The sequence below is a fragment of the Peribacillus frigoritolerans genome (assembly GCF_004358755.1).
GTDB lineage: Bacteria > Bacillota > Bacilli > Bacillales > Bacillaceae > Bacillus_P.
Map to the genome: position 1 here is coordinate 76,315 of NZ_SMZY01000004.1, position 21,083 is coordinate 97,397.

Genomic DNA, 21,083 nt, shown 5'->3' on the forward strand with positions numbered 1-21,083 from the left:
TCGAAATAACCCCTCTTCTTATAAGTTATGGTCTATTCTAATACGCTCAAGCAAGTGACAGCATCCTGTGTGCACCATTTCGTAAACCTCATCAAAGTTGTCTGTAAAATAAGGATCAGGTACGTCTGCAAGATCTGAATCCGGCACGAAGTCCATCAGCCTTCCCACATATCCTGTTTTAGAGTACCCCGCAAGCCTCCTTAAGTAACCTAGGTTTTCGTTGTCCATCGCAATAATGTAATCGAAGTTCAGGAGATCATCAAGGGTCACCTTTCTTGCCTGTATCCCTTCATACCCAATTTTGTGATGATCAAGGATTTTCCTTGTTCCTTCATGCGGCTGATGGCCAATATGCCAGTCCCCGGTGCCGGCTGAATCCGTTATAATCGCTTTGCTTAAACCTTCTTCTTCAATTAAATGCCTCATAATTCCTTCTGCCATCGGAGAACGGCATATATTCCCTAAACAAACAAATACTACTTTAATCATCATTTTCCTCCTGCGAACAAGACAAATACCATAATGTAAAAGGGATAAAAAACAAGTCTTATTAATATGTATGTTTCCCTATGCGCTATTTATGGTACATTTCTCTATTCTTTACATAAGTGAATTCATAATAAGCATCTTTTATTGATATAAAACATGTTACAATAAATAATACTTAAAAGGGAAAGTTTGAAAGGATGAAATCAGTTGAATAATCTATCAGAAAAATCGGTTGAAAACGTAGAATACATGATTGAACAAATTAAAGAAAAATTGCGCGTCATTAACATTGGTGCGATTAAACCGTCCCATTTTGACGAAGAAATGTATGAAGAATTGAAGGATATCTACGATTTAGTGATGAAGAAAAATACATTTTCACCTAACGAAATGCAGGCTATTGTTGAAGAGCTTGGCAACCTGAGAAAAGTTTAATTCATTTCTTCCATTAGAAAAAGGATAAAAAGATTCTCAGCACGTCCCCTTTTGCATATATGTGTACAAAGGGGGCTGAAAAATGGCTGCAATGTGGTGGCTTGCAACGATTGTTTTATTCCTGTTATTAATTACTTGTATTGTCTTTATAATTTATGCACTAAAGACGGCGATTCATACAGAAGATGCGATAAATATTGACCCAATCCCAAGTTCTGAAAACCCAGATCTGGAAGATAAAAAATAGCCCGGCGCTTTGCGCGGGCTATTTTTTAATTATTTTAAAAGATTCAGCGATTCACGTGTAAATGCAGGCAGATCATCAGGTGTGCGGCTTGTTACAAGCTGATTGCCGCATACAACAACCTCTTTATCATGGAAATTTGCACCGGCGTTCTTTAAATCAACGGCAATCGATTTAAAGCCTGTTACATCTCTGCCCTTAAGGGTCTCCGCTGTAATAAGGAGCTGCGGCCCGTGACAAATGGCGAATACCGGTTTGTTGTCATCCATAAATTTCTTTGTGAATGTGACAAACTTATCATCACCGCGCAGGATATCCGGAGAAAAACCTCCCGGAATAAACAGCGCATCAAAGTCATCTGCATTTACTTCATCAATCGATGCATCTACCTTGATGGACTCTTGTCCTTGTTTGCCTTTTACGGTCTTTCCTTTTTCATTTTCAATAACAGTCAATTGGTGACCTGCTTCTTTATATGCTTTTGCAGGCTCCGTATATTCCGAGTCCTCAAAATGATCCGTTACAACGACAGCAATTTTTTTACTCATATCTTAGAACCTCCTCAAATTGTTAACACTATTTAAATTACCCTTTGGAACACAAACAAAACATGTATTAGCATATTATGGCGCAAATTGCTGAAACACCGTTCTTCCCTGATCTTTAAAATGCTCTCTGTTTAAAATGGAATTAATAATCTGCTGATTTCGGTAGACAGATAATCCAAGGTTTGTTGCTCCTGTTCCATGAGAATGCTCAAGGTTAGTCAGGACAAAAATGTTCTGCTCTCTTTGATCTTTAAAAACAAGGCTGAAATCAGCTTCAACCTTATACCTTTTTTCGTCCTCCCAGACAATGTCATCCCTCATTTCCTCAATCCAGTCAGGAAGATTCGGCTTATATCCAGTTGCAAAAATAACGGCTTCTGTCTGATGCAGAAAGGATTCTTCTTTTTGCCACTGATGGCATTTCAGCGTAAATCCTCTTTCATCCTCTTTCAAGTCCTTTACCTCAGTAAGAGGCATAATTTTCACACGCGCATCCTTGCCGTGAATGGAACGGTGATAAAGCAGATCATAAATAGAAACGAGCGTTTTTTTGTCAATGCCGTTCCTCAGGTGCTCTAACTCAGGAAGCGCCTTCGTTCTTTGTTCAAAGCTTAGCTCTTGGAAATAGTTAACAAAGTCCGGGGAAAAAACCTCCTGGCCAAGCTTCGCAGACTCAAGCTGCATAAAACCTGCCGAACGGGTGAACCAGCTCAGTTCATAGTTACAACGATCCTCCGACTGCAGCAGATCAAGGAAGATTTCGGCTGCACTTTGTCCAGATCCTACAACTGTTATGGCATTCTTCTTCTTTATGTTTTCCTGTTTATACAAGTAGTCGCTTGAATGGATGACACAGTCCCCTGTAGTTGTTTCAATAGGTATAAGAGGGATGCTCCCTGTGCCGAGTGATACATGCTTTGTTCTATAGACAGCAGCTTCCCCGTCATGATCAACATGTACTTCATAATGATCTTTTTTATAGTCTACATGAGTAACGCATGAACTAAATGTGCAGCTATCAAGCTCTGAAGCGGCCCATGCTGCATATTCGCTGTACTCTCTCCGGGGAATATCAAATCGATTAAAAAAGAAGAATGGATATAATCTGTTATGAGTATGTAAATAGTTTAGAAATGTATATTTGCTTCTCGGGTTGCAGAATGTAACCAAGTCTGCCAGGAAGGGAACTTGAAGATCAGATCCTTCAATGAGCATACCCGGATGCCATACAAATTCCTCGCTTTTGTCAAAAAAAACGGCGTTTATCTCAGGTATGTCCTCTATTAATGCTGCCAGTCCAAGATTAAAAGGTCCAATGCCAATTCCTATTACGTCATACATATCCTGTCACCTGCTTGTCTTTTCATTTGGCTGTTTTCGCATAGATTGTTGTTTTTCATTACAAATGATGCCCGTTCCTTGCAGCGAGAGGAACTAAAGGTTTTAACATCTAGTCTAATAGCAACAATATTTACGAAAAGAGCCTTTCTTTTAAAATATCTTTACCCATACCGGATATAGGATAACCAAAAGAGAGCACATCTGCAGGATTTTACATTTCCGCTGCACTCTCTTTATAGCTTTCGATTAATGAAATAAATTCCAGTACCTTTCTTTCATATCCTTTCGGGTCTGTTAAGAAGGCCTGCGCGTGACCTGCTTTTGGGACTAAATAAAGCTGTTTCATCCCTTTTTTCAAATGATACATATCCACCGACATTTTCATCGGAATAAATCGATCTTCTTTTCCATGAATAAAAAGAATCGGCGTTTTCGTATGCTCAAGGTCCCTGACTGGCTTGATTTCTTCAAACCCCCACCCATAACGGAGTTTCGTCACAATACTGGTCCAGGAGATCAGCGGGTAAAACTTTATTTTGAAATCAATTCTTAGTCTCGTTTTCAGCAATTCCGTCAAATCGCTGAATGCACAATCGGCAATGCAAAACGCAACCCTTGGATCTTTTTTTACATATTGAAGAGCAGAAGCTGCTCCAAGTGATTCACCGAGAATTCCTACAAAAGCATCTTCACCCAGTTTTTCATGAAGACAGTTCACCCATGCGTTTAAGTCATCACTCTCGTAATAGCCGAAAGAGGTGTGGTCACCGCCGCTCAGACCATGAAAACGATGATCACATAAAAGCACGTTAAATCCCTTTTTTTGAAACATATCCACATATTTGAAGCTCCCGAACAGTGACCAGGTGATGCCATGCGCGATGATAATTGCTTTTTTGCTTTCTGAAACAGGAAACCACATTCCGTGAATTTGATAGCCGTGAAAGGAGTCGATAAACCATTCTTCTTTTTGAGCGCTTTCAAATATATCCGTATTGATCTCTCCGCTCTCTACTCCAAGCAAATACGTTTTTTCGTATGCCACTTTTCTTGGAACGGTAATCAGACTGCTGAAAAAATAGGACACAGCGAGGATCGTCAAAAAAACGGCAAGGATAGAACAAATAACAATCCACATGAAATCACCTTCACTTCCCTTTTTCCCATCATATTATTTCCTTCCATCATAGGTGAAAAATGTAAAGCTGATGTTTTAAGTTCTGTAAAAGTTTTTTTAATTATGCAGAGCATATTGGAACTTGGGTATCTGTGAATGCTAACAGTACAATGACAGAAATCAGGTTGAATGAGGTGTGAAAAATGACGCATAAAGTTGTTGTGATTGGAGGCGGAATCGGAGGGCTGACAGCTGCTGCATTGCTTGCTGATAATCAGATCGATGTGACAGTGCTTGAAGCTTCTAATGAATGGGGCGGATGTGCAGGAAAGTTTCGGCATGGTCAGTACTTATTTCCTGTTGGAGCAACACTCGGTATGGGTTTTGAAACAGGCGGTGTTCACCAAAAAATCTTTGAAGAGCTACATCTTCCTTTTGAAGAACATTCCCTGCTTGATCCCATTATGGACATTCATTTGCCTGGAAGAACAGTGAGCTACCGCCGTGACCGCAATGCTTACATCACTGAACTGAAAAGCCACTTTCCGCATTTGAGCAATAAAATCGATTCATTTTACATGGAAATATGGCGAATGGGAGCAGAGGTAAAAAAACTGATTGATCCGCTTCCTGTTCTTCCTCCAAAAACAGCTTCGGAATGGAGAAAATTGCTGCAGTCAATACAGCCCTCTACTTTGAAGCTCCTCCCCTATTTCCAAAAAACAATGAGCGCACTCTTGAATAAGCACCGATTGAACGATGAGCATGAATTTGTTCATATCATTGATGCACAGCTGATCGATTCCATGCAGACAGCAAGCAGCGATTGCTCGGCCATACTCGGTGCATACGCACTGACTGTCTACCACGAGGGTGCTTTTTACTTAAATGGAGGCTTGTATCAAATTGCGGAGCGTTTGGCAGAATCAGTTGAAACTAGAGGAGGGACATTGCGCAAGCGCTCCTGGGTTCAGCAAATCCACAGGGAAAAGTACGGCTATATGGTAACAGATCAAAGAGAACGGACCTATTACGCTGATTACGTCATATGCAACCTTCCCTTGCCAAGCTTCACCAAGATCTTGTCACCTGAGCTGCTGCATTCTCTAAGCAAATCTTATGCCAAGAAAGAGACTCAATCCCAATGGGGAACGATGACTCTCTACATGACGGTGAAAGAAAAACTGCTACCGGAAGACTTCCCGCTTTTTCATCAAGTCATAGATAATCATTCAGGCAAATTGGCAGAAGGTCACCATATCTTCCTTTCCATCTCGAAGAAAAATGACAAGCTGCGTGCACCAGCCGGTTTCCGCACTATGACATCAAGCACGCACACAGAGCTTGAAAATTGGGACACGAAAGAAAAATACGATCATTACAAAGAGGTTCTCGCTGAAAAGATGCTGAAATCCATTGAAATGGCACTGCCCGGTCTTCGGGAAAACTTAATAGACATGATGACAGGCGCCCCAAAAGCATGGGAACGGTTCACAAAGCGGCCTTCGGGTATGGTTGGCGGCTATCCTCAAACACTTGATCACGCCTTATTCAAAAGTCTTTCACATCGGACTGGAATTAAGGGAATTTACTTATGCGGGGACAGCGTCTTTCCTGGAGCGGGCACGATTGGCGTATCGGTAAGCGGATATCATGCTTATCAATCGGTTTTGGCTGATATTCGGAAAGCGGAGAGGGAATGATTTGGGAGGAAAGTGTGAAGATTTCTTTACAGCCATTGTTTTTAAGCCGTTTTTTAGAGTATTCAGCCGTTTCTTGAAATGTTTCGGCAAACCTCAAAATCAATATTCCGCTAATTCTCAATAAAAAAAGCCAGGCATATTAAGCCTGACTTTTTTAATGTCCTCTTCTCGCAAAATCAACAAATCTGAATTTATCAAGTCTGTGGCGTGATTCTGTGTACTGAAACAGGCTTGTATCTTCAAGATATACGTGATTTTTTACAACGACGATATGCTGGAAGTTTATTAAATCCAAGTAGTTGAAATCTTCCTCTGTACACTCTTCTACGACAATTTCTTTTTTCGCAAAGCTGATTTTTAATTTTAATTCTTCTTCAATGTAGCGGTAGATCGAGTCCTCGCAGATTTCCTTTGTTAAAAAAGGAATGTGCTTCCGATTGAGATAATCCTTATCAAGGATGATGTTCTCGCCGTCAATTTTTCTTGACCTGACAACCTCCCAGACCTCGTCATGCGCACCCAGGTTCAGCTGCTGCATAATAAAATTGCCTGGCTTTATGAGACCGAATTTCTCGACTGCTGTATGAGAGGTTCTTCCTAAGTTCTGCGAAAGCTCTTTGAAACTGACGAGACCCGACACAGGAAAGCTCATTTTGGTGACATCGAGAACAATTGACCCTTTCCCTTTAACCTTTTGAATGTACCCATTTTGGGCAAGAAGGTTAAGGGCCTTGCGGATCGTTTCCCTTGAAGTATCATATTGCACGGCGAGCTCGTTTTCAGAGGGCAGAGTTTCATTCACTTTAACAAGTCCCTGTTTAATCCCTTCTGATAGCTCCTGATAAATCGCCAAATATTTATTGTTTGTTTTCATCTTTAACCACCACCACTAGTTTACCATTACTTCTTAAGATGATAAACGATGGACTCAAACGGGCGCAATGTGACGTCTTTAAATGATTGCGCAGAATCAGAATAGTTGGAGATAAGAATTTCACTGTTATATCCATCTGCATCAACATGATCCGGCAAAGTAAAGACGGTTTCCTGTTCATAGAAGTTATTGATAACAAGCAGCTTCTCTCCATCTCCATTTCGCACGTATGCAAACAGCTGATCGTGATCTTCAAGGATCAATTCATAATCCCCGTAAGTGATTAAATCAATGTCTTTTCTAAGCTGAATCAATTTTTGATAGTGATAAAAAACAGAGTTTGCATCTTGAAGGGCATTCTCTGCATTGATTTCAGGATAATTGCTTGCAGGCTTGATCCAAGGTGTTCCAGCTGTAAAGCCGGCATGCTTGGAATCATTCCATTGAACAGGTGTGCGTGAGTTATCTCTTGATTTGCTTTTTAATATCTCGATAATCTCTTCTTCTGACTTCCCTGCATTTTTCAAAATTTCGAATGTATTCAGGGTTTCAACATCACGATATTCACTGATGCTTTCGAATTTAGGATTCGTCATTCCAAACTCTTCTCCCTGGTAAATGTAAGGAGTTCCCTGCATCATGTGAATCGTTGTCGCAAGCATTTTAGCTGATTCGATGCGGTATTCCCCATCATTTCCATATCTTGAAACAATCCGCGGCTGGTCATGGTTGCACCAGAACAAGGCGTTCCAGCCTCCGCCTTTATGCATCTCCACCTGCCATGTTGAAAGAATTTGCTTTAATGCACCAAAATCAAAATCAGCCAGTGCCCATTTTTCCCCGTTCGGGTAATCCACTTTCAAATGGTGGAAATTGAATGTCATGCTTAGTTCTTTTGATTCCGGATTTGAATACTCAATGCAATTTTCAATCGTCGTTGAAGACATTTCCCCAACCGTCATACTGTCATACTTCGAAAAAACTTCCTTGTTCATTTCTTTCATATATTCATGCACACGCGGACCGTCAGTGTAAAACTTGCGGCCGTCGCCAGGAGCTGTACTTCCATCATCATCCGGGAAATCCTGATTTTTTGAAATCAGGTTAATGACATCAAGTCTAAAGCCGTCTACTCCTTTTTCAAACCAGAACTGCATCATTTCATAGACTTTTCTGCGGACTTCTTCATTCTCCCAATTCAAGTCAGCTTGTGTCACGTCAAACAGGTGCAGATAATATTCGCCTGTTTTTTCATCAAGCTTCCATGCCGAGCCGCCGAATTTTGAAATCCAGTTCGTCGGTTCAGAGCCGTCTTCCTTTCCTTCTTTCCAAATATAGAAATCGCGGTATGGATTCTCTTTTGATGATTGTGATTCCTTAAACCATGCGTGCTCAGTAGAAGTATGGTTGACCACAATATCCATGATGATTTTAATTCCGCGATCGTGAGCTTCTTGTAATAGAGATTCAAAATCTTCCATTGTTCCATATTCTTCGTGGATGGAATAATAGTCGCTGATGTCATATCCATTGTCTTTTTGAGGAGATTCATAAATCGGCGTCAGCCATACAACATCAATGCCGAGCTCTTTTAAATAATCAAGCTTTTCTATAATGCCCTGAATATCGCCTACTCCGTTTCCATTTGTATCGTTAAAGCTTTTCGGATAAATTTGATAAACCGCTGATTTTTTCCACCAAGGCTGTTTCATTTTACATGCACCACCATCTTTTAGATTTAAACGGCAAAAAGGACAATGGCTTGTCCTTTTTGTTTTTATTTTTTCTTCCAATTAAACTTGGCAAATACGTAAGTCAGTACGAATGGCACAACAATTGCAATCGCCATTCCGATAAAGAACGCCGTCCAGTATTCGGATTGAATGGACAGGAATCCAGGAATTCCTCCAACACCGATTGAGAAAGCTTTAACATGATTGATTGTAATAAAGATACCTGCGATTGCTGAACCGATCATCGCGGCGATGAATGGATAGCGGTATCTAAGATTCACACCAAACATAGCAGGCTCTGTAATACCAAGGTAAGCTGAAATTCCTGAAGTCAGCGCCAAACCTTTTTGTTTTTCATCTTTCACGATGCGCATCATGGCAAAGGCTGCTGAACCCTGTGCAATGTTTGATAAAGCAAGCATCGGCCATAAGAATGTGCCGCCAGCACTTGCTACAAGCTGCAGGTCAACTGCAAGGAACGTATGATGCATGCCTGTTACAACAAGAAGTGAATATAATCCTCCGTAGAGCAAGCCGCCAAGAGCTGCAAAGTTATCAAAAATGGCAATGACACCGTCTGTAATAAAGTTTCCTGCTGCAAATGTAATTGGTCCAATAACGATAAAAGCTGCAAACCCAGTAACCAATAATGTAATTGGGGCAACTACTAATAGCTTGATTGAATCAGGTACTCTTTTATTTAAAAAGACTTCAATTTTAGCGAGCAAATAAGAAGCAAACAGAACTGGAAGAACTTGTCCCTGATAGCCGATCTTTTCAACCTCAAGTCCGAATATGTTCCACACAGGAACCTCGCCTTTGGCCTGAGCTTCGCCGTATGACCATGCATTAAGAAGATCCGGATGCACGAGGATTAACCCAAGAACAATCCCGAGCAGCGGACTTCCTCCAAAGCGTTTCACAGCTGACCAGCCGATTAAGGCAGGGAGGAACGTAAACGCCGTATTCGCAATCAAGTTAATAATGCCGGATAAATCAGCCCACTGCGGATAAACATCAATAAGAGATTTATCATCAAAGAAAATTCCTGCACCACTCAGGATGTTGTTAATTCCCATCAATAAACCAGCTGTTACGATCGCCGGCAAAATCGGAATGAAAATATCAGCCAGCATTTTTACCGCTTTTTGGATAGGATTCAGTTTGCTTGAAGCTGCATCCTTTACGTCTTCTTTTGAAGATTCGGCCATTCCGGTTTGTTCGGCCATTTCCTTGTAAACTTTATCAACAAGACCTTGTCCAATCACAACCTGGAACTGGCCATTTGTCGAAAACGAACCTTTTACCATATCAATCTGATCGAGTTTTTCTTTATCCACTTTGCTTTCGTCTTTCAAAGCGAAGCGCAAACGAGTGACACAGTGTGTAGCTGCCGCAATGTTATCTTTACCGCCGACAGCATCAACGATATCTCGGACTTCCTGTTTGTTCACACTCATCTATTTCAACCTCCCGTAATCGTTTTCATTAATAGCCTAGTATTGCCTAAAAACGCCTTCCATTTATCCCATTTCACATTCCTGTATATACAAGTTACAAACATATTGTATTCCTGTATATACATGTTGTCAACAAAAAAACGTAATCGTTTTCACGGGCTAAGCTAATTTCCCTTTTAATCAGGCTATTTGCCAAATCCATCCATCTTTTTGTTAATGTGATGCTTGTATCATTTTTCGCATAGATTGTTGTTTTTCATGATAAATGTTGTCCGTTCCTTGCAGCAAGAGGAACTTGCTTTCCGCGGGGAGCATGAGAGCCTCCTCGGCTTTGCCTGTGGGGTCTCCCATTTTGCTCTAATTCCCGCAGGAGTCAAGTTCCTTCCGCTGCAATCCACTAAGGCTATTACCATATAATCGGTTAGCAACAATATTTACGAAAATAGCCTTATAAAAAGAGCGCTTTTGAAAAATATCGTACGAGGACCGAATAATTATGTACATAAGCTGCAGCCCATCCTTCACCCGCCTTTCTATCATTATTCCGAATTAATTATCCATACCCTCTATCATCTGCAAAATAGCACTCTTTTCACTTTTTTGTTTTATGCTGGCGAAGTTAAAAAGCTTTTTCGATCGCCTCCAGCAGGTTTGTGCCCACTCACGCTGTTTTCCGGCCATTCATTGCTTTAATAGCCGAGAACAAAAAAATAGACCACGCTTTTTAAGCGTGGTCAAAAAATCAGCAGCAAAAATCAAACGGGTGAAACGGAGGGGATGCAGGCACATTCCACTTGGGAGTATGAACAGGGTCCCCCCAGTGCCATGCTGCAAGGGCAGCTGCACATGCGTCCAGTCCATGATTTGTTTCTGCTGCATAAGCAGTTATTCCCTCCATCCCCCATTTCTCAAAATAAGGAATGAGATGAAGCCTTGATTCTTCATTCTTTTTATAAGTAAGAGCAAGATGACGGTCTTCTTCCTTCAGCCTGAGCCCCAAAGCAGCTCCAGGATGAACCTCTACAATGGATGCCGTCAGGTTCTGCAGAGATCTGCTTAGGCCGATCCCTCTCAGAGTCAGATACACCATTCGATGAAAGGTGGGCGGCATGATGGAGCCATGAAACAATCCAGCTGCTTTTATTACATTTCTTATCTCTTTATCTGAAGGACGATCTCCGCCGCCGTCCTGATAGGATAATGGAGCATCAATTCCTACTATGACCTCTTCTCCGCAAGAAGAAAGAACTGCAATTGTTTCAATGATCTTTCTGTCACTATTATTAAAGGCAAGATTCTGAAGGCTAAGGACATTGCCTTCTCTTTTAAAAATCGCCATTGCTGTGTCCTGATGATTTGCGGGTCCGGCTAAATCTATTCCTACTGCATACAAAAGAAATCTCCTTTCACAAATCAAATTTCAATTGTTCATGGTCCAATGCCTTTGGAGAACTTGCGGCCATGCCAGACTTGGATTTTCTTGCTGCCTGATTCGCTTTCTTCACATCCACGACCGGCGCCTGATAATCTAAGTGAAAAAAACCCGGATAATGCCAAGGCTCATGGATATGTTTAGAAGGTACATTTGCAAGACTTGGCAAGTATCTCTTGATGAAAACCCCGTCTGAATCTTCTTTTTTTCCTATTTTCACGGGATCCTGCACTTTCTGCGACATCTTTTGAATTTGATGAACATGAATGATGGGTTCATAGTCCAGAAAAAGGGAAGCTAGGGCATCCGAGCACATTTGCACGTTCAGTGAAAGCGTATTAACGGCAAAAGAAACAAGCACGCCTCGATATTTCGATGGAATCCAGCCCGTTTTATGAAGGCAATTCATTGCTGCATCTATCATGGGAATCCCGGTTTCTCCATTAAACCACCTCAAAAACAAATCATCTTTTTTAAATGGATTATGCTCAGATTCAAGGACATTTCCCTGCTCCATCAGCTTCCACCGTTCCTTAAGACGGTCCTGAAAAGATGTTAATTGTTTCACAAGAAACAAATTATCACAATTTTCTATCTTTATTGACGTTTTTTGGACGACTGTCCGAAACGAAATGTTCCCCCATGCCAAATATGGCGAAAGTCTGCTTGAAGATACCGTTGAATGAAGAAGGTTGGAACCATTCTCTTCATATGATTGAAACCGCTCCTCCAAAAAGGTTTCAAGCGTTTCCATTGCCTGCTGTTCGCCGCCCTGCTGGCCGAATCTGATTGGTTCGCCTGAAACAGAAAATGATTTGAGCTTTTCAGCACCAATATGGAAACTGATTGAACTATCCGCGGGCACTCTTATTTGCCCTGGACTGTCAAAAGGCTCACTTTGACAAAATAGATCCCACCTATCCTGAAATGTTCTCCCGCTGTTTTTTTCGTTAATGGGATACTCCAAAAACGTGAGACCTCTCTCATTCATCCATTCTCTTACTCTTTCATTCCTCTCATGTTCGGCCCGCCCCGCTTTTTCTTCATGAGCATACAAAGTAAATGGACCGTATGTTTTAAAGACTGCAGACAATGCCTCTTCCATTTCCCCGATATAGGTAAATAATCTGCCGCCCCTATCTTCTAAAGCACTCTGCAAATCTTCTAAACTTTCGCGGACAAACTGAAAGTGCCTTGCAGAGTAATCTTCTTCTGACCAAATAGATGGTTCGGCTGCATACAGCGGGAGAACTTCCCCATATAAAGCAGCATCAGCAAGGGGCTTATGATCAGCTATCCTTAAATCGCGTTTAAACCAGACGACATTCATGAAATCACTCCATCACCGTTGTCTATTAGGACCATTTCGAGTATATTTTATCTTTATAAAAAGCAGAAGCTCTGGAACTGAAAGTATTTCGCTTCTTCAATATTTTATCAAGCTGAAAGGCTTTCTCGTTCAGCTGCACCTGCAGCTTCGCTTTTTCCATTTCATCCGGACATTGAGCAAGAAGCTGTTCTAGCGTATGAATCGCTTTTTTCAGCTCGATGTCTTCGTCCATCATGTTCGCGTTTTTCATCATTTTATAGGACATCCGGAGCTCAGGCGGGATATGAGACAAATCTTCAAGCTGCAGCGGCTTTCCCATGCCGGGAAGCTGTTTAAATTCGCCATCTTTTATCGCTTGTTTTATTTTATCTTCCGACAGAATCGTGAAAAGATCCATTCTTAACCCTCCCCAAAAATCCTTCTTTAAATTAGGTTACACAATCAGCTTCATTATTCCTTCTTAAAATATAGAGGTTTCATGACAAAGAATCAAACAAACGTTCTACAGCCAGGCTGTGCAGCATATCATTTAGAATCACAAGTAAATGGAGGCATCCAAATGAGCGATTCAAAAACATTTCAGATCCCTGAAGAAATGGTTGCACGTTATGCTTCGTTAAATGAGAAGGCGAAGAAAATAGAAGAGGAACTTGCAGAGATGAAAAAAATCTTCAATTCCTTTTTCGATCATACGCACGGAAAGCTCTGCAAAGGCGAAGAGAGAATCGGTGATTACAAGATTCAAAGGCAAATCCGGCACTCAGAGCAATATCACACCGAGAAAACAGTCAAGGTATTAGAAGATTTAAACTTAACGGACTGTATTATTTCAGTAAAACAACCTGATAAGCAAAAAATTGATGCAGCCCTTACACTCGGCATGCTTTCAGAAGATGAATTAAAAGACTGTCTGATCAGAAAAAGCTCTCAGGCTATTGTAGTTAAAGCAATCAAATAAGGGTATAAAAAAAGAAGATCCGCTTCCAGTTAGATGGAAGCGGATCTTTTATTTATACATGGCGCCGAAAATCTGATAGTAGGATTTAAAAACCGGCGGATCAAACTCTACCAGATATGGACCTTCGCCTTTTTTCGCAAGCATTTGCTTTACGATGCCTGCTCCTGATGCTTCTGTAAAGATGAGCTGAAAGGATTCAAGCTTGATGGCATAGCTTCTCGCTCTCCACTCATCATTTACCGTTTCCTCTCCCCTTGGAAGATCAAAATATTTTCTCCATTTGGTAACGGCGGAGTTTAAATCTTTTACGATATAATGCACTTTTGAAATGGATACGTCCAGGTTCCGTCCCGAGAATGCCCCATTCTTATGTAAGTCTTGCTTCCGTTCATCATCTGTCTGTTTCCATTGAATAAAAAAAGGCAGCGGACAGTCTTCATCGCTTTGCTGAATAAAAAGCATTTTCCATTCTATTAGGCTGCCGTCTTCTCTTTTTCTGCTGGCTTCAATGACTTCACCTGTTTCAAGCCCTTTTTCATTAAGCTCATCTTTTACTGCCTCAATTCGGTCTGTCCGAATCGCTATCTGGCCTAATCCCTCAGCAGGCTGCTTTAACAGGCGATGAATCAGCGGATTCTTTGTTCCGTTAGCTTTTTTACGGTCTTCGACAGCCAGAAACTCCAAGTAAGCCAGATCACTGAAATAACATAAGCTGTTGTGAGATCCCCAGTTTTCATGACGGCCTCCCATCACAGCCTGTAAATCCTGTTTTATGAAAAGATTTGCGGATTCTAGAGGATGCCTGTCTACAAAATGCACAATGTGATCAAGTTTGAATTCCATAGATTCACTCCTTTTCTTCACGATATCTCTATCATTTTTTTAAATGTGCAAAACGGTCTTTCATTAAAAACTATCATCTCTTCCATGTATTCACAAGCATGAATACGTTGCTCTTCTATTCAGCTGAGAGGTATCATAGAGAAGGTGTGATTTTGAAAAAGCGAGGATAACAGCATGAGACTCAGGGATTGGGACCGAAATTTAAAAATACGCTTATTTGGCGAAGCACTGATGAATATAACATATTGGATGTTTTTCCCGTTTTTAACGATATATTTTGCTGAGGAATTCGGGAAGGAACAGGCAGGATTTTTGCTTGTGTTTTCACAGATTTTTTCAGTTATGGCTAATTTAATGGGAGGCTACTGCGCGGATCGTTTCGGAAGAAAAAAAATGATGGTGCTGTCTGCTGTTGGACAGGGTCTGTCGTTTCTTACGTTTGCTCTATCCGTTTCGCCTTGGTTTGAAGCTCCATTGGTTGGTTTTATCTGCTTTGCGTTTGCGGGAGTTTTCGGGTCCTTTTACTGGCCGGCCAGCCAGGCCATGATTGCAGATGTCGTAGAAGAAAAAGACCGCAGCAATGTGTTTGCCGTTTTCTACACATCCATTAATCTCGCAGTTGTTATTGGCCCGATTTTAGGTGCGATTTTCTATGTGAATTACTTCTTTGAATTATTAGTGTTCGCAGGGTTCGTTTGTTTCTTGCTTGCAGGGCTGTTATTTCTGTGGACTCGTGAAACCGCGCCTTCAACTGGCAGCAAGCTTGCCATCGGTTCTAAGTGGTATGAATTTCTGCTTCATCAAATACGGGAGTACAAGATTATTTTCAGGGATAAAGCTTTTCTGCTTTATATCGGTGCAGGAGTGCTTGCAGCTCAAACCTTTATGCAGCTTGATATGCTGATTCCTGTGTATACAAAAGAAACCGTGCAAAACGCGCAGCTGTTCTCACTTGGAGATTGGTCCATCTCTCTTGGCGGTGAGCAGGCTTTCGGGTTTCTGCTGTCAGAAAATGGCCTGCTTGTAGCCATTCTGACAATTTCCGTGACAAAGTGGATGACGGCTTATAAAGAAAGGAACGTTTTCATCCTGTCCTCTGTCATATACGGAGTCTCGATTTTCCTTTTTGGCCAGTTCGGCTTTATCTGGGGACTTTTTTTCGCTATGGCGCTCTTTACATTTGCCGAATTGATGACAGCAGGATTGCAGCAAAGCTTCGTCTCAAAGCTTGCACCTGAACATATGCGCGGACAATACTTTGCGGCAGCCAGCCTCAGGTATACCGTAGGGCGGACGATTGCCCCGCTTTCCATCCCGATGACCGTCTGGTTTGGTTTTCAATGGACCTTTGCCATACTGGGGATTCTTGCATTGGCAAGCGCGCTTCTCTATTGGATGATGTTTTCAGTTTATGAGAAAAAAACAGCTGGCACACGGTCTTAAGTCCGTGTGCTTTTCCCTGTTCTCTAAAGTCTTTTTTCAAAAGAGGATCTCCAGCTGTCTGACAATGCTTTTACTTCAAGGATTCTCTTTATTGCCTCTGTATTTTGTTTATCGTGGTATTTTAGTTGATTGGCAGCCGTAATGGAAACACCTTTTGCTTGAGATTCCATCAGCTCTAACCCATCTTCTTTGCTGACTCTGCCTTCTTTCAAAACACGGAAATAAAAGCCGGTGAACTTCGTATTCTGAATTTGGACCGGCAAATCCTTCACCTGATGCTTCATCGCAAGCTTAAAGCATGGCTGACGCGGCTGGCTTACTTCTACTATTGCTTCACCAAATTGAAAGACATCTCCAAGGAAGACATTTTCTTCGGTCAGTCCCCTGATAGTGAGATTTTCTCCGAAAGCTCCCGGCTCTAATTGAACACCCAGGGCATCTTCCCAATAAGAATAGTGATCAAATGAATACACGCAAACGGCTTTGTCCTCTCCTCCATGATGTACGAGATCTGCCTGGCCGTCTCCTTCTAAATTCGTTTTTGACAGAAAAAGCTGATGCTCCACAGGCTCCTTATAGATTCCCGTCTCAATTTCCCTTCCGTTATACAAAACCATACTTGGCAAACCAATATTCAGTGATTCCAGTGCAAATTTTATCTTTTTCACCTTGTCCCCACCAATCTTTGTCTTCCTATCATTATTTTCCCACAAAAATGGTTCCGGCACATTTAAAAGTTTTAGCTCCTGCACCTAGCGGGAATATTACGTGAGTACACTGAGGAGGAATAATAATGAACAACTATACAAAACAATTTATCAACGGCGAATGGATTAATGGGTCCAGCGATAAAAAAATTAAAAATACAAATCCGTTTAATGGCGATTTGATAAATGAATTTAACTCTGCAGATGAAGGAGACCTTGACCGCGCTTATCTGGCGGCAGAGCAGGCTCAAAAAGAGTGGGCTGCCACGCTGCCGCAGGAAAAACAGACAGTTCTGGACAAGGTAGCTCATGCTTTAACAGAGCGGAAAGAAGAAATTATTGATATGCTCGTTCATGAATCAGGAAGTACTAAAGTAAAGGCTGAAGTTGAATGGGCTGCCACACTTCGCATCGTTAAAGAAGCAAGTACTTTCCCTTACCGTATGGAAGGAAAAATTCTGCCTTCTACTATTCCGGGAAAAGAAAATAGAATCTACCGTACAGCCAAAGGTGTCATCGGAATCATCGGACCATGGAACTTCCCTTTGCACCTTGCAATGCGCTCAGTTGCGCCCGCTCTTGCTGCCGGGAATACGGTTGTGATTAAACCGGCTTCCGAAGCACCGGTTACATCCGGATTTTTAATCGGCGAACTTTTTGAAAAGGCCGGTGCCCCTAAAGGTACGGTAAATGTCGTCGCAGGCAGAGGCTCTGAGATTGGCGATGCTTTCATCGAGCATCGGGTACCTAAATTAATTTCATTTACCGGTTCAACAGAAGTAGGCCGCCATATTGGAGAGCTTGCAGGAAAGCATTTGAAGGATACAGCTTTAGAGCTCGGCGGAAACAATGTTATGGTCGTTCTAGCAGATGCCGATCTAGAAAAGGCGGCCGAATCCGCAGCCTTCGGTAAATTCCTGCATCAAGGTCAGATTTGTATGGCACTGAACCGCATTATTGTGGAAGAAACCGTTCATGAAGAATTCGTCGCACTTTTCAAAGAAAAAGTCAGCATGCTTCAGGCAGGCGATCCAACCGATATAAAAACAGCTGTCGGACCGCTGATTAATCACGATCAAATAAAGAGGATCCAAAAAGACCTGGAAGAGAGTTTTGAAGCTGGTGCTGAAAAGATTCACGGAGGAGAAATTGACGGCAATGTGATGCATCCAATCATCCTGACAAACGTCACAAATGACATGCCGATTGCCAAAAATGAAATCTTCGGTCCTGTCGCTCCTATCCTTAAAGCGAAAGATGAAGCAGAAGCAATCCAGCTTGCGAATGGATCTCCATATGGTCTGAGCGGCTCTGTATTCACAAAGGATCTTCACCGCGGCGTGGCTGTTGCCAAGCAAATTGAAACAGGCATGATTCACGTCAATGATCAATCGGTCAACGATGAACCGCACGTTGCCTTCGGCGGAGAAAAAGACTCAGGCCTCGGCCGTTTTGGAGGGGAATGGGCGCTTGATAAATTTACAACGGTCAAATGGATCGGTGTACAGGAAAAAGACAGAAGCTATCCTTTCTTTGATTAACAGACACTCCTATTTATGGTACATTCAAAAATTATGCAGCGAATCATCTTACAGCAGCTGTACCTATAAATCATGAAAAAGAGCATCCAAATTGGATGCTCTTTGCTGTTCATTATTTTACCCCCGCAGGCACAACCTTTTGGCTAATGGCATAAATCAATTCAGGCGGCATTGGAAAAGATACAGCTGCCGGGTCCAGGGCCACAGCCGGAATGACTTTCTCTAAATCCCCCTCTGAAATGCTGTAGTCTGAAAAGTCAGCAGGAAGGCCCGCTTTATGCTGAAGCAGCTTGATTTTATCAATGACTTTATTTAATACTGCCGGTGCATCTTCATTCTTCGCTTCTACATTCAGTGCTTCAGCCAGCTGATGTATCTTTGGCAGGTACAGAGATGGTATTCCCTCCATAACAGCAGGCAAAAAGACGGCATTTGCGAGACCATGCGGAATGCGGAACATCGCGCCATAGGCATGGGCGAAATTATGAACGGGTATTGCATTCAGGGCAAAGCTGAACGCTGTGATTCCCATTAAACTTGCATGAAGCATGTCCATTCTCGCTCGAAGGTTCTCGCCGTCTGCAACAACAGTCAGCAGATTCTTTTCAATCAGCCGAATGGCATGCAGAGCATAGGCATCAGTCAGAGCAGTTGCATTTGGCGATGCGAATGCCTCAATTGCATGTGTGAGAGCATCAAAACCTGTAAACGCTGTAATATTTGAAGGCAATCCAACTGTCAGGTCAGGATCAAGGACTGCGATATCCGCACTGATAAATGGATTGATAATGTTTGTCTTCAGTTTTAATTCTTCGTTGTAGATTACCGCAATCGGAGAGACTTCAGATCCCGTGCCTGCTGTTGTCGGTATCGCAATATGCGGAATAGGAATGTGAGCTGCTTCAGGAAAAGATTCCATTAAAAACCCACCGGGGATGGCGTCATTAATATTCGTCAGCCCTTTATGCAGACAGTACTTTACGCCTTTAACTGTATCCAGGACACTTCCGCCGCCAACTGCAAGCAGCGCATCAGCACCAACCTCCCTTGCATAGCGGACAGCATCGTTTACACAGCTGCTTTCTGCATCCTGCTTAATATCGAGATAGATACCTGCAAGTTCAGGCCCAGTACCGTGTGCGGTTAATTCAAAGATCTGTGCCGTCTTTTCGACAACTCCCGCTTTTTCAAGGCCGCGATCACTGAAAAGAACCACTCTTTTTGCACCAAGACCCCTGAACAGATCAGGCACCATTGCCCTTGTATTCGATCCGCTGTAGATGCCGGAGCGCAGCATGAACTGTGAAAATGTTGTTGTCAGCATTATTCTTCACCTCTATCGGTTTGATTTTGTTCAGAAAACAAAATACCGTACCAGTTCCGCTTATGAAGATCAGATACCATCGAGGTATGAACATGTTTTACTTGTGTATAAGCATCAAGGGAATGCTTGCCCATTTCACGTCCGATCCCGCTTTGCTTATAGCCTCCAAATGGCGCATCATTTCGGAGCATGTGCCAGTCATTGATCCAGACAACTCCTGCCTGAAGCTTTCTAGCAGCAGCGTACGCTTTGTTGACATCCCTTGTCCAGACACCTGCCGCTAATCCATAGATTGTGTCATTGGCGAGTCTGATTGCTTCTTCATCATCCGAATATTTGATAATAGATAAAACAGGCCCAAAGATTTCTTCTTGCGCAATTTTCATTTCATTCGTCACGTTTGTGAAAATTGTCGGTTCAATAAATGATCCTCCCTCACATCCAGGGACAGTCACTTCTTTTCCTCCGCATACGAGTGTGGCTCCTTCTTCTAAACCAGACTGAATATAGGCAAGAATCGAATCTTTTTGCTTTTTAGAAATAATGGGACCCACATCTGTTGATGCTTCAAGCGGGTTTCCAAGCTTCAATTTCTTTGTCAGTGCAAGCAGACCTTCTACAATTTCATCATGCATGCTCTCAGGCACGAACAAGCGGGTTCCTGATTCGCACAGCTGCCCGGAGTGCAGGAAAACTCCGAATAAACTTCCTGGTAAAGCAAGTGAAAGATCGGCATCTTCAAAAATAATATTCGGCGATTTCCCTCCGAGCTCAAGTGTTGTGTTTTTAACCGATTCAGCGGCAAGCTTCATAATACTGCGGCCAACTTCAGTTGATCCGGTAAACGCCACTTTATCGACTTTGGGATGACGGACAAGTGCTTCGCCAGTCTCTGCTCCGGGTCCAGATACGACATTGATAACTCCGGGCGGAACAACTTTTGAAATAATTTCTGCCAGTTTTAAAGTAGATAACGGCGTATAGCTTGCAGGCTTAATGACCAAAGTATTCCCCATCGCAAGCGCAGGCGCTATTTTCCATGCGGCAATCAGCATCGGCATATTCCAAGGTGTAATTGCCGCACAAACTCCGATTGGCTCTCTCCAGATGAAGTTATGAGCAGGGCCTGGGAACGGCGGATTTGGCAGCGTTTCAGAATACGGATAATCCAGCACAAATTTTCCGAACGTCTGAAATAGGTCGGCCATTTGCAGAATATCATTCGACGTAATGCGCCTGATTGTTCCTCCTGAACTGATGCACTCTAAAAACGCGAGCTCTTCCGCATGCTGAATGATCTGATATGCAATCGCGTTCAGCACCTTTGAGCGTTCTTTCGGCTTCATGCTTTTCCATTCTGTTTGATCAAATGCGTGCCTTGCAGCAAGCACCGCTTTGTCCACATCCTCTTTCGTTCCTTTAGATGCCTTTGCAGCGAGTTCCCCTGTTGCAGGATTGAAAATATCAAACGTTTCTAAAGAAACCGACTCTTCCCACTTCCCATTAATAAACAGCGGCAGGGTTAGGACATCTACATTTACACTCATGAACCTTCCTCCTC

General features: G+C 42.3%; 20 protein-coding genes. 6 read left to right on the forward strand and 14 right to left on the reverse strand.

Annotation, left to right across the window (positions count from 1 at the left end; genetic code table 11):
- Nucleotides 1–18 precede the first annotated feature (18 nt).
- Nucleotides 19–489: a low molecular weight protein-tyrosine-phosphatase gene (locus E2R53_RS18055; RefSeq protein WP_133313378.1), complete on the reverse strand. Its 471-nt coding sequence runs from the start codon at nucleotides 487–489 to the stop codon at nucleotides 19–21.
- Between the two features lie 207 nt (nucleotides 490–696).
- Here E2R53_RS18055 and E2R53_RS18060 point away from each other — a divergent pair, with 207 nt between their 5' ends.
- Nucleotides 697–924 (forward strand): DUF1128 domain-containing protein, encoded by a 228-nt coding sequence (locus tag E2R53_RS18060; RefSeq protein ID WP_083328402.1) that lies wholly within the window; start codon nucleotides 697–699, stop codon nucleotides 922–924.
- 82 nt (nucleotides 925–1,006) lie between these two features.
- The gene (locus tag E2R53_RS23360; RefSeq protein ID WP_165971030.1) at nucleotides 1,007–1,171 is read left to right on the forward strand and encodes a hypothetical protein; all 165 of its coding nucleotides are present in this window, start codon (nucleotides 1,007–1,009) and stop codon (nucleotides 1,169–1,171) included.
- A gap of 29 nt (nucleotides 1,172–1,200) precedes the next feature.
- Here the strand turns inward: E2R53_RS23360 and E2R53_RS18065 are convergent, their stop codons facing one another.
- The 3 genes from E2R53_RS18065 to E2R53_RS18075 all read right to left on the reverse strand — a co-directional run bounded on the left by E2R53_RS18065 (nucleotide 1,201) and on the right by E2R53_RS18075 (nucleotide 4,195).
- Nucleotides 1,201–1,716 (reverse strand): type 1 glutamine amidotransferase domain-containing protein, encoded by a 516-nt coding sequence (locus E2R53_RS18065; RefSeq protein WP_070879686.1) that lies wholly within the window; start codon nucleotides 1,714–1,716, stop codon nucleotides 1,201–1,203.
- A 75-nt stretch (nucleotides 1,717–1,791) separates the two neighbouring features.
- Complete coding sequence (locus tag E2R53_RS18070) at nucleotides 1,792–3,057, reverse strand: lysine N(6)-hydroxylase/L-ornithine N(5)-oxygenase family protein (protein ID WP_133313172.1); 1,266 nt, start codon at nucleotides 3,055–3,057, stop codon at nucleotides 1,792–1,794.
- Nucleotides 3,058–3,268: 211 nt separating this feature from the next.
- Nucleotides 3,269–4,195 carry an alpha/beta hydrolase gene (locus E2R53_RS18075; RefSeq protein WP_133313173.1) on the reverse strand — a complete coding sequence of 309 codons (927 nt, stop codon included), beginning with the start codon at nucleotides 4,193–4,195 and terminating at the stop codon, nucleotides 3,269–3,271.
- A gap of 182 nt (nucleotides 4,196–4,377) precedes the next feature.
- On the opposite strand from E2R53_RS18075, the gene E2R53_RS18080 reads away from it, so the two are divergent.
- Nucleotides 4,378–5,877: a phytoene desaturase family protein gene (locus tag E2R53_RS18080; RefSeq protein ID WP_133313174.1), complete on the forward strand. Its 1,500-nt coding sequence runs from the start codon at nucleotides 4,378–4,380 to the stop codon at nucleotides 5,875–5,877.
- A gap of 154 nt (nucleotides 5,878–6,031) precedes the next feature.
- Here E2R53_RS18080 and treR read toward each other — a convergent pair whose 3' ends face one another.
- From treR to E2R53_RS18110, 6 genes are all read right to left on the reverse strand, one after another.
- Nucleotides 6,032–6,751 (reverse strand): trehalose operon repressor, encoded by a 720-nt coding sequence (gene treR, locus E2R53_RS18085; protein WP_133313175.1) that lies wholly within the window; start codon nucleotides 6,749–6,751, stop codon nucleotides 6,032–6,034.
- A 26-nt stretch (nucleotides 6,752–6,777) separates the two neighbouring features.
- On the reverse strand, nucleotides 6,778–8,463 hold the full coding sequence (gene treC, locus E2R53_RS18090; RefSeq protein WP_133313176.1) for an alpha,alpha-phosphotrehalase: 1,686 nt from the start codon (nucleotides 8,461–8,463) through the stop codon (nucleotides 6,778–6,780).
- 65 nt (nucleotides 8,464–8,528) lie between these two features.
- Nucleotides 8,529–9,944, reverse strand: a complete 1,416-nt coding sequence (gene treP / locus E2R53_RS18095) for a PTS system trehalose-specific EIIBC component (protein WP_133313177.1) — start codon at nucleotides 9,942–9,944, stop codon at nucleotides 8,529–8,531.
- A 742-nt stretch (nucleotides 9,945–10,686) separates the two neighbouring features.
- Complete coding sequence (locus E2R53_RS18100; RefSeq protein ID WP_133313178.1) at nucleotides 10,687–11,337, reverse strand: DUF429 domain-containing protein; 651 nt, start codon at nucleotides 11,335–11,337, stop codon at nucleotides 10,687–10,689.
- Between the two features lie 13 nt (nucleotides 11,338–11,350).
- Nucleotides 11,351–12,706, reverse strand: a complete 1,356-nt coding sequence (locus E2R53_RS18105) for an FAD-binding domain-containing protein (protein WP_133313179.1) — start codon at nucleotides 12,704–12,706, stop codon at nucleotides 11,351–11,353.
- A 25-nt stretch (nucleotides 12,707–12,731) separates the two neighbouring features.
- The gene (locus E2R53_RS18110; protein WP_133313180.1) at nucleotides 12,732–13,103 is read right to left on the reverse strand and encodes a DUF1992 domain-containing protein; all 372 of its coding nucleotides are present in this window, start codon (nucleotides 13,101–13,103) and stop codon (nucleotides 12,732–12,734) included.
- A gap of 81 nt (nucleotides 13,104–13,184) precedes the next feature.
- Between E2R53_RS18110 and E2R53_RS18115 the strand changes: the two genes are divergently transcribed.
- Nucleotides 13,185–13,664 (forward strand): hypothetical protein, encoded by a 480-nt coding sequence (locus tag E2R53_RS18115; protein WP_286166284.1) that lies wholly within the window; start codon nucleotides 13,185–13,187, stop codon nucleotides 13,662–13,664.
- Nucleotides 13,665–13,712: 48 nt separating this feature from the next.
- Here E2R53_RS18115 and E2R53_RS18120 read toward each other — a convergent pair whose 3' ends face one another.
- The gene (locus E2R53_RS18120; protein ID WP_133313181.1) at nucleotides 13,713–14,507 is read right to left on the reverse strand and encodes a VOC family protein; all 795 of its coding nucleotides are present in this window, start codon (nucleotides 14,505–14,507) and stop codon (nucleotides 13,713–13,715) included.
- Nucleotides 14,508–14,681: 174 nt separating this feature from the next.
- Between E2R53_RS18120 and E2R53_RS18125 the strand changes: the two genes are divergently transcribed.
- Nucleotides 14,682–15,950, forward strand: a complete 1,269-nt coding sequence (locus E2R53_RS18125; protein WP_133313182.1) for an MDR family MFS transporter — start codon at nucleotides 14,682–14,684, stop codon at nucleotides 15,948–15,950.
- 23 nt (nucleotides 15,951–15,973) lie between these two features.
- Here E2R53_RS18125 and E2R53_RS18130 read toward each other — a convergent pair whose 3' ends face one another.
- On the reverse strand, nucleotides 15,974–16,567 hold the full coding sequence (locus tag E2R53_RS18130) for an MOSC domain-containing protein (protein ID WP_133313380.1): 594 nt from the start codon (nucleotides 16,565–16,567) through the stop codon (nucleotides 15,974–15,976).
- Between the two features lie 176 nt (nucleotides 16,568–16,743).
- Here E2R53_RS18130 and E2R53_RS18135 point away from each other — a divergent pair, with 176 nt between their 5' ends.
- Complete coding sequence (locus E2R53_RS18135) at nucleotides 16,744–18,198, forward strand: aldehyde dehydrogenase family protein (RefSeq protein WP_206197405.1); 1,455 nt, start codon at nucleotides 16,744–16,746, stop codon at nucleotides 18,196–18,198.
- Nucleotides 18,199–18,310: 112 nt separating this feature from the next.
- Here E2R53_RS18135 and E2R53_RS18140 read toward each other — a convergent pair whose 3' ends face one another.
- Nucleotides 18,311–19,522 carry an iron-containing alcohol dehydrogenase gene (locus E2R53_RS18140; RefSeq protein ID WP_133313184.1) on the reverse strand — a complete coding sequence of 404 codons (1,212 nt, stop codon included), beginning with the start codon at nucleotides 19,520–19,522 and terminating at the stop codon, nucleotides 18,311–18,313.
- Complete coding sequence (locus tag E2R53_RS18145; RefSeq protein WP_133313185.1) at nucleotides 19,522–21,069, reverse strand: aldehyde dehydrogenase family protein; 1,548 nt, start codon at nucleotides 21,067–21,069, stop codon at nucleotides 19,522–19,524. The genes E2R53_RS18140 and E2R53_RS18145 overlap by 1 nt, the downstream gene beginning before the upstream one ends.
- Nucleotides 21,070–21,083 lie beyond the last annotated feature (14 nt).